Source organism: Vibrio qingdaonensis, from assembly GCF_026191675.1.
Taxonomy (GTDB): Bacteria; Pseudomonadota; Gammaproteobacteria; order Enterobacterales; family Vibrionaceae; genus Vibrio; species Vibrio qingdaonensis.
On sequence record NZ_JAKRRY010000067.1, the window covers coordinates 1 to 9,160 of the forward strand.

Below are 9,160 nucleotides of genomic sequence, written 5' to 3' on the forward strand. Positions count from 1 at the left end.
TTTAATAATCCAAGGTAGGTGGTTTTACCGAGCATAATCAGTTGATACCAACTTTGCTGAGCAATTTCATTAGGCAAGGGCAGTAAGCTTGCGAGAGCCCAAGCGGCCGCAGCAGAGAGTAGTAGCTGCAGAGGTAAAGATTGGCGAAGCGTCATCCACATAATGGTTGTTCCAACATAGCAAGGAAAGAAGAGAAGTGGGTGTCTTCTCTTCGTTAGTTCATGAGTAATAAATTATGAAATGTTATTTTTGTAAAAAGGGTTGAGTGTGCCTTTCAATCGCTTTAGCACAACCAGAGCGGTGACTCGACCCCAACCAAAGAGAATACGTTGATGAAGTCGGAAGATGGTGTCGTATAGGTTGCGAACTAAGCGACCGCGCAAAATGAGTTTGTTATTCATCAAGCTACCCACGGCATAGTTGTGCCCAACCGCAATCACCATTCCACCGTCATTAAATACAAACGGTTTCATCTCTTTTCCTTTTAGCCTGCGTTTTATCTGTGTCGCTAAGTGCCCAGCGGCTTGATTTGCTGCTTGTGCTCTTGGCGGTACAACGCTGCCGTCGGGTTGTGGACATTCAGCACTGTCGCCAATGACAAAAATGCTGTCGTCTACTGTTGTCGTTAAGGTCGCATTCACTTTTAACTGATTGAGGCGATTGGTTTCTAGTCCATCAAGCTGAGCCAGCCACGGTGCGCACTTAATACCTGCTGCCCATAACTGCAAGTTTGCATTAATGACTTCTCCGTTCGCTGTGATCAACTTGCCACTCTCCGCTCGTTTTACTCGGGTGTTGGTTTTGATTTCTACACCGTTTTTTACCAGAGCGTTATGAACTTTCTCAGACATGCAAGCCGGGCCCGCTGGGAGAATTCGCTCAGAGGCTTCAATAAGCGTTACCTTTAAGTTGGCGTCGTGGCGGTAGCGATTAAGCTTTTCATTGACCTTAGCAAGCTCTGCAGCAAGCTCTACGCCTGTTGCGCCAGCACCCACAATAGAGATGTGGTGTTCACCCTGTGCACGCAGCAGAGGATTAATTTGTTCCCATGCTTGTTGTGCTTGCTGCGCAGAGTCGAGAAATAAGCAGTGCTCACTCACGCCTTCGGTTTTAAAGTCATTACTGACGGCACCGACCGCAATCACTAAATAGTCGTAATTGACCATTGAGGTTTGCCCTTGAGCGTCACGAACTTCAATTTCTTTTCGTTGGCGATCAAGACGGCTCATTGATGCTTGGATGGTTTGATATTGATTACAATAGCCATGTTGTAAATAGCTAACCGCATCGAGCTCGGAATCAAAAGTGCCAGCCGCAATTTCGTGCAGACGAGGTTTCCAATAGTGATGGCTTGCAGGTTCGATCAGAACGATGTCATGCTGCCCACGACGGCCAAAACTTCTTCCAAGGCGGGTCACTAATTCAAGGCCGGCTGCACCGCCGCCGACGACTACGATTTTTGACATGATGTGCTCCAATAGCCCAAGCAATCGTGATAGACGTTGCTAAAAATAGGGTTTGTGCTAAAGGTTAAGTCTTCAGTACAAACGGAATGGCGCTATTGTATTGGAACGGTTTATATTGATAATCCCGCTAATTTAAAAATGACTATTACACAGTTGTAATAATGGTTGAAAGAGAAAGGAAAAGATCATTACACGAATCTTTTCCTGTTTTGGGTCATGAGGAGACCGTTTTATAGGGTGGTTTCGTTGAATTCTTTTTGAAAATACAGCACTTTTTGCAGGTATCGCCGCGCTTCATCTTTTGGATGTTGCGTAGTCAAAGCGGTATAAAGTTGTTTTGGCGCGAGGTTATTTAGTTTGTTCATCGCTTGTTTTCTATCGCGATGAAAAGTTGCGAGCACACCTCCGGTACCGCTGTTGTAGGCCGAAATCATACTAAAGTGCAGAGACGTTGGGTGCTTGACCTCACGCAGGTAACGGTTTTTCAATATGTAAAAATACGCCGCGCCAGTATCGATGTTGTTGGCAGGATCAAAGAGGTACGCTTTGGTTGGAATACCTGGTTTCTTTTTCACCAAATTAAATACATCAGCACCAGCGGTTTTAGGGATGACTTGCATCAACCCATACGCGCCAGCATGGCTGACCGCATAAGGGTTAAAACTACTCTCTGTTTTGATGATGGAGTAAATCAGATCTTCAGTTAACCCATAACGTTTTGCCGCAGCTTGAATGAGTGAGGCGTATTGGTATTCCCTCTGCTCTAGATGATTCTTAACCATGGTAATTTCAACATAATAGGCAGTGCCACGTTTTATGCTTTTGCGTTTAAGCTGATGCGTCATTAAATGATCAGCGTAGCGGTTTGCTCGCCATTGCCACTCAATCGCTTTGCCATCTTGATCGAGAACTTGATTAAGTAAAAACGGTTTACCTTTTAAAGCGGCGGCTTTGTCGCTAAATAGCTCGGCATCTTTTGGGTCTGCAGGCATAAGTAAGGTTTGTACGATGGCTTTCTTGAGTTTGCTGTGCGAGTCACTCTGAGCGATGGTCGAGACGTATATCTTGCCTTTATCGAAATCAATATGAGCCCGAGTTTGGTAACCATCTAGATACTTTACGTAGCGGTGCTTTCCCGCTTGCACAAAGTCATCTTCACCCCATTTTGCTTTTCCTTGCTTGACGACATAGCTGAGCAACTGAGTAATAACCTGCTTCTCTGTGGGAGACATAACCGGATTGGTCGTGGGCTGGGATTGATTAGTTTGTGATGAACCAGAAGGCGTGCAACCAGTAATTAGCAGCAGTAAAGATAGGCAAAGTGCTTTCTTCAAGGGTTGGTACTCAATGAGATAAACGATACATGAGCAAGTATCTAATGGTTTCCTTGTTGAGGGAATTATTTTTCGCAATGAGTGAGTATTTAAGAAAAATCGCCCCTTCACCGTTATATACCGTAATCGAAAGGGGCGATGATGAATCTCTTATAATGTTCGAACAAGCTTTTTATTGACGAATTCGTCTATGCCAAGACGCCCTAGCTCTCGACCGAAGCCAGAATTTTTAATCCCGCCAAATGGCAAACAAGCCTCTGACATAGAGAAGGTATTAATGAATGATGCGCCGCAATGCAATTGATTAGCGACGTGATGCGCTCGTGCAGCGTCTTGTGATATTACGGCAGAGCTGAGCCCGTAAGAGCTATTATTTGCCAGTTCAATGGCTTCTTGCTCTGAGTTGACTCGGTACACCACGGCAATCGGACCAAAGAGCTCTTGGTCAAAGACATCCATTTCTGGTGTGATACCAGCCAAAATGGTTGGTTTTAGCCATGCACCTTCTAAAGCTTCTGCTTCTCCGCCTACGATGAGTTGGGCGCCTTGCGACACGGCGGTTTGTATTTGTAAAAGCAACTGGTCTCGTTCAGAAATATTCACCAATGGCGCATACCCTGTTTCATCCAACATCGGATCGCCCGCTTTTAAGCTTGCCAGTGCGGAAGCGAACTTGTCGATGAAAATATCATAGACGCTATCGTCTACGATAAAGCGTTTGGCGCTAATGCACACTTGCCCTGAATTGAACATTTTGGCAATGGCAGCAAGTTCTACCGCTTTATCTATATCGGCATCAGCTAGGACAATAAATGGATCATTGCCGCCTAGCTCCATCACGACTTTTTTCAAGTGCTTACCTGCTAGGGCCGCGACATTGGACCCAGCTTTTTCGCTGCCAGTGAGTGAAACACCTTGTACACGGTTGTCTGCAATGATTAGCTCTGATTGGCTAGACGCGATGAAAAGATGATTGACTAAGTGGTTAGGAAGCCCAGCTTGTTCGAAGAGTTGTGTGATTGCTTGCGCACACTGAGGAACGTTGGAGGCGTGTTTAAACACCACACTGTTGCCCGCCATTATGTTAGGGGCGATAAAACGAATCACCTGATAAAAAGGGAAGTTCCAAGGCATTACACCATAGATCACCCCTAAAGGTCGGCTTTCGATAAACGCGGAGCCAGCGCTCACACCTTCGATAGGCTCAGGCGCAAGAAATCGTTCCGCATTCGTCGCGTAGTAGCGACAGATTTGTGCGCAGAGAGGAAGCTCAAGCGCAACGCCTTCACGATGAAGCTTGCCCATTTCTGTCGTCATTAGCTTGGCATATTCGTCACTTTTCGTTTCCAGAATATCAGCGACTTTCATGAGTAGCGCCGCTCGTTCGGCATACGATGTGCCTTGCCACTGCAGGTGAGCATGATGCGCATGACCAAGTGTTTGCTCGACCTGTGTGTTATCGATAATTGGGAAAGACTTTTCGATTTGGTTGGTGTAGGGATTCAATGTTCTAATTGTCATTTCGTTTCTCCGGGGGGCAAAACTAATGCTTATGGTAAGGGGATACTTGCTCTTCTCGGCAATGTGCCTACGCTATTTTCTTGCCCGATTTTTGAATAGTTTATATTGGTGGAAATGTGACAAATCCTACAGTAATCGTCTTTTCCTGTTCGCCTATACGAGTGATGTGGGAGAGTGAGCGACTTTAATATCTGATATTCGAATGGATAATATTGCGCAAAATAACGTATCAACGTGATGCCATTTGCTCGATGTATCGTTATAGAAAAAGAGAACGGAGTGCGAATAGCGATTGTCTGAGTGCGTGGGTGAAACAAAAAAACAGCAACCAATATCCGGAAGAGAAACAAAAGAGAAACATTTGATTTACATCAAAGAACTCTTCACCCCTATTGCATACCTTAAACGCACGTTTGAATGTAAAAATAGTGTTAAGGATAGTTATGTACTCTCTGATCTTAAAGGCACATGTTGCACTTGTTTTACTTAGCTTCATTAGTTTTTTATTAAGGGCGATGTGGGGCTTTAATGCGTCGGCCCTCATTGAAAACAAGTTTGCACTTGCGATGCATCAGCTATTAACGTTTATGATGCTTATCAGTGCCTTGTTATTGTGTCTGACGATTAAACAATACCCATTTTTTGATCCTTGGTTGACCGAAAAATTCATACTTTTTATCGCTTACGTGGGCAGTGCAATGTTGGTCTTCAGACCTCACCAAAGTCGACAATCTCGCGCTATCTTAACGTCACTAACTTGCATCATTTTTACGTTGATATTTGTTATCGGTAAGCTCCATGCTCCGGTTGTACTTGGCTAATAATGGGCTTAATTTGAGGTAAATAGGAGAGTGAACGAATCATTGCGTTTACTCTCCTATTTTAGTTGGGATGCCCTAGCGTGTAATATTAATAAATTAAGCTTCCGATACCTGCCAACAAGCCGATGAAACCGAGGGTTCTAAACTCAAGCGCCCAACGATCTTTTCGATGTTGTGATCCGTTCTCTTATTAACAAGAATGGATGAGTACACACGTACCTGAGACACCTCTTCACCTTGAATGCTTTCGCTGTCGAGTTTTTGAAGTTGTAAAATACCATCCGACGCGCCTTGCAATAATAACGCCCTAACATAGGGCTCCTCTTGATGATGACACATGACTTCCACGTGATACCGCCACCAGCTTTCATCTTGCTGCGTATGAAGATTAGGGCGTTGGTTTATCGCAGAGACAAGTGGGCGTAGCAGCGTATTGGTGGCAAGCACCATGAGTGCAACTGTGAAAGCACCCGTGTTTTGCCCCACACCAGCCATTACCCCAATGGCTGCCGAGCACCATAACGTAGCGGCAGTATTGAGCCCGCGGATATTGGCTCCTTCTTTCATGATGACCCCTGCACCAAGAAAACCTATCCCTGAAACGACTTGAGCCGCGATACGTGTAGGGCTGGCGTCATTGACTTCTAGCGTTGACATCAAAGTGAAACTGGCAGCACCCAGTGACACCAGCGCATTGGTTCTCAAACCAGCCATTCGTTGATGCCACTGTCGTTCGACACCAACAGTTGCGCCAAGTACTGAGGCAACCATAAGCGGCAAAAGAAAAGTGGTTAATTCAGATATGATCATAATATTCTCTTCATTATGGCTAAATACTGACGGGCATATCAAGAATTAACGATGCGACGGAAAAGTAAATAAGAACCCCTAACGCATCAGCAATGGATGTGACCAAAGGCGCACTGGCGGAAGCGGGATCGAGTTTCATTTTGTTGAGCAAAAATGGTAATGACATCCCGACGACGGAGCCGACAAGTACGACGATTTGCATCGTTACCGCAACGACGAGCGCGATATCATACCCACCGCGCCAAAACCCTAAAAAAGAAACCGCTAAGGCCATCGTGATCCCTAGTAAGGCGGCAATCATCAGTTCTTTGCCCAGCATTTTTGCCCAGTCTTTAGCGATAATGTCACCAGTGGCGAGTGCGCGCACCATTAATGTCGCTGACTGAGAGCCAGCGTTACCGCCGCTATCAATGAGTAATGGTAAAAAGAAAACCAAGGCAATATAACTTTCGATCATGTCCTCAAAGTGAGCGATACCTGCTCCTGAAAAAATATTGCCAAAAACTAAGAGTACCAACCAAAACACTCTTTTTCGGTACATCAGGGTAATGGAAGCGTCCTTTAAGTTTCCTGAGTAATTGACGGCGGCTGTTTTGTGGATATGACGGTCAACATGTTCTTCGGCAACGTCCATGGCGTCGTCATAAGTGACAATGCCAATTAAGCGGTTGTTAATGTCTAGTACCGGAAGTGCCAGTAGGTCGTATTTTCGTATCGCTTGAGATGCGATATGTTGAGCTTCTTCGACACGCACAAAAATACATACCCGGGTCATGATCTCAGAAATGGTTTGCAGTGGTTTGGCGAGAATCAAATCTCGTAATGAAACAGTGCCTTGTAGGCATTCTTGAACATCAACCACGTACGCTTGATAAATGGTTTCGCTGTCACGTGCGATATGCTTAAGCTGCTTGATGGCATCTTCAACGGTACTATTCATCGCTAAGGTGGCAAAGTCTGATGTCATGATGGCGCCAACACTGCTTTGCGGGTAAGAGGTCAGTTGCTCGATATCGACGCGATGCTCGTGCTCGATAGTACTGAGAACTTGTTGTTGTAATGGAATAGACAAGGTTGCGATGAGGTCTGCTCGTTCATCGTGAGCCATGTTTTGTGTTAATTGAACGAGCTCAGTGATGTCTAGGTATTCCGCAAGGTTGGTCTGTAAAGTAAGTGGCAGGTATTCCAATAATGTAATTTGGGATTCAGGGGTCATTAAGCGAAATAAATCTCGTACTTCCAGTACATTCAGTTGTTGGTCATCGATAAGTGCTACAAAAGCCTCTGCGCAATCTGCTAATGGGTGTGACGCAAGGAAACGCTGCACTGCTGATTGATTTTGACTAATGTGAAGCGACATTAGCTCTTGGGATATGTTGTAAAAAGTCATAGAATTTTCCTTGAAACTATTGGGCTTAGGCGCAAGTTGATAGACGTAGTGAGTGCTTGATTGGCGTGTTTAGGTGTTGGTTGTGATTGTTTAATGCACGAGCATTATTGTGTTCGAATACGCCAATGACTCGATGTTCACTATTCAGTACAGGTAGGATATTCCATCGGCTATGGGTTAATTGCCATGATGCTTGGTCAGTATTTTCAGACGAAAATATGTAATGATTGCGTGCAAAAATAAACTCGGAAACCAATTGCTTTGGGTTAGCGGTGAGTAAATGAATTAGCGGCAATAGACCAAGGTAGTAGCCGCTTTTAGAGATGGCCGCGACGGCATGAAAGTCTGAGGCTGAGCGTGCTATTACTCGCACATCTTGGAGTGAGAGGTCTTCGCCAACACATAAAATACCAGTGTTAACGAAGTGCTCCACAGGAACAAGTCGCGCTGATTTAGCTTGCTTAATTCCTGCTATCGAAAGCAATGTTTTTATCATCTTTGTATCTCCTAAAATAGGATAAGAACAAAGAAACCAAACAGGTGATATCATACCAAAATGATATAAATATCAGCCAAATAAATAAGTATAAGCCAAGCGTCGACATTGACAATAATTGATGAGTTTGACTATACCAAATAAGTAGAATTTAATATTAAGATGAAGTGTTATTATAATTAGATCCACAGCAGGGTTGTGGCGAATCCAATAGTCGCGATCACATTCATAATATGATCGGATGCTTCATTATAATGATAAATTAATAATCTTTTTGATAATAGCCACAACCAATAGTTATCATGTTGACTATTTAAATCAACGTGTATGTGATTGATATGACTTTGAAATGTTTGGAGTTAACAGGGAGGGGAGTGAGCGTTCACCTATGCCAAGGGTTTCCCTTGGCATAGTCATTAGACTATTGTCAGACAAGAAACCATGGGCATATTCGTTCCACCGAAAACACCAAACTTTATTATTCGACTACTCGAAGAGTCCATAGGTTCCTATTATTCCTGTATTTAAAAATTAGAGTGAAATTACTGTTCTGTAAAATCGAGTGCATCGTAGGGAATATTTAATTGATTGTCAAACTAACTTACCGTCAATGAAATATTCACTTACAAATGACCAAGCGAGTAATCTAATGATAGATACCTCAATTAACTACCCCGTAAACGTGTAATGTCGTGTAATGGTTTCTATCGTTCGTTGAATTAAAATTTACGTGCTTACTTAGGAAGTCGTAGAAAATAAAAGGAACATAACATGTCAGAAACAAGCGAAGTTAATGAGCTAGGTCAATCATCAACAAGTCACAAAGTTGAGCATCGTGAGTACCGTATTGCCACACCGGGGGTTTTGGGTGGTGTTGAGTTTAATCTGACTCTCTCTATTCATCCTAAAACCGGAACGGTAAGCGGTTTTGGTGAGGTGAGTCATCCATCTGTTCACCTTGATAAGCCGCACTTTACCAAGTTAAACGGTGATGCAACACCGTTGTGTGTGATGGGTGAATCTGAATGCAATAACCTCATTGTAGCAACAGGGTATCCTGTTATGCCGGGTTCTTGGGATCCACGCTTTGGCCCAGGCCCTGCATTATTACCAAATGTTGAACTTCGATTACTCGTGAATAGCCAATACGATGGTATTGTCGCGACCTATACCTATTACACCGAGGACCACACACCGGTTCAAATGGAAAACATCCCAGTACAGACTATTTAATTGTCACCTGTAAGGTAGATGTATCACTATTTACCTTTGTTAAATTAAGCATACTGGCAATAAGATCATATAAAAAAGCCCTCTACTAG

8 protein-coding genes are annotated in these 9,160 nt (G+C 43.9%); 2 read left to right on the forward strand and 6 right to left on the reverse strand.

Translation table 11 applies throughout. The features are described from left to right. Positions 1–233: 233 nt before the first annotated feature. From MD535_RS24520 to MD535_RS24530, 3 genes are all read right to left on the reverse strand, one after another. Positions 234–1,466: an NAD(P)/FAD-dependent oxidoreductase gene (locus MD535_RS24520; RefSeq protein WP_265677803.1), complete on the reverse strand. Its 1,233-nt coding sequence runs from the start codon at positions 1,464–1,466 to the stop codon at positions 234–236. 230 nt (positions 1,467–1,696) lie between these two features. Beyond that, positions 1,697–2,800 (reverse strand): membrane-bound lytic murein transglycosylase MltC, encoded by a 1,104-nt coding sequence (gene mltC, locus MD535_RS24525; protein WP_265677804.1) that lies wholly within the window; start codon positions 2,798–2,800, stop codon positions 1,697–1,699. Between the two features lie 150 nt (positions 2,801–2,950). Beyond that, positions 2,951–4,321, reverse strand: coding sequence for an NAD-dependent succinate-semialdehyde dehydrogenase (locus tag MD535_RS24530; RefSeq protein WP_265677805.1), 1,371 nt, complete (start codon positions 4,319–4,321; stop codon positions 2,951–2,953). Positions 4,322–4,764: 443 nt separating this feature from the next. Between MD535_RS24530 and MD535_RS24535 the strand changes: the two genes are divergently transcribed. Then, entirely contained in the window at positions 4,765–5,142 is a 378-nt protein-coding gene (locus tag MD535_RS24535) for a SirB2 family protein (RefSeq protein WP_265677806.1), read from the forward strand. 96 nt (positions 5,143–5,238) lie between these two features. Here the strand turns inward: MD535_RS24535 and MD535_RS24540 are convergent, their stop codons facing one another. Genes MD535_RS24540 through MD535_RS24550 form a run of 3 tightly spaced genes read right to left on the reverse strand, consistent with a single transcriptional unit; the run spans position 5,239 to position 7,838 of the window. Continuing rightward, positions 5,239–5,952, reverse strand: coding sequence for an MgtC/SapB family protein (locus tag MD535_RS24540; protein ID WP_265677808.1), 714 nt, complete (start codon positions 5,950–5,952; stop codon positions 5,239–5,241). Between the two features lie 19 nt (positions 5,953–5,971). Continuing rightward, positions 5,972–7,342: a magnesium transporter gene (gene mgtE, locus MD535_RS24545; protein WP_265677809.1), complete on the reverse strand. Its 1,371-nt coding sequence runs from the start codon at positions 7,340–7,342 to the stop codon at positions 5,972–5,974. A 25-nt stretch (positions 7,343–7,367) separates the two neighbouring features. After that, a complete protein-coding gene (locus tag MD535_RS24550) occupies positions 7,368–7,838 on the reverse strand; it encodes a hypothetical protein (RefSeq protein ID WP_265677810.1) in 471 nt (156 codons plus the stop codon). Positions 7,839–8,609: 771 nt separating this feature from the next. Between MD535_RS24550 and MD535_RS24555 the strand changes: the two genes are divergently transcribed. Further along, positions 8,610–9,071 (forward strand): DUF1842 domain-containing protein, encoded by a 462-nt coding sequence (locus tag MD535_RS24555; protein WP_265677812.1) that lies wholly within the window; start codon positions 8,610–8,612, stop codon positions 9,069–9,071. Positions 9,072–9,160: the final 89 nt, after the last annotated feature.

Coding starts and splice junctions, on each gene's coding strand:
- MD535_RS24535 (WP_265677806.1), top strand. CDS start 4,765: ATGTACTCTCTGATCTTAAAGGCACATGTTGCACTTGTTTTACTTAGC.
- MD535_RS24530 (WP_265677805.1), bottom strand. CDS start 4,321: ATGACAATTAGAACATTGAATCCCTACACCAACCAAATCGAAAAGTCT.
- MD535_RS24540 (WP_265677808.1), bottom strand. CDS start 5,952: ATGATCATATCTGAATTAACCACTTTTCTTTTGCCGCTTATGGTTGCC.
- MD535_RS24555 (WP_265677812.1), top strand. CDS start 8,610: ATGTCAGAAACAAGCGAAGTTAATGAGCTAGGTCAATCATCAACAAGT.
- mgtE (WP_265677809.1), bottom strand. CDS start 7,342: ATGACTTTTTACAACATATCCCAAGAGCTAATGTCGCTTCACATTAGT.
- MD535_RS24520 (WP_265677803.1), bottom strand. CDS start 1,466: ATGTCAAAAATCGTAGTCGTCGGCGGCGGTGCAGCCGGCCTTGAATTA.
- MD535_RS24550 (WP_265677810.1), bottom strand. CDS start 7,838: ATGATAAAAACATTGCTTTCGATAGCAGGAATTAAGCAAGCTAAATCA.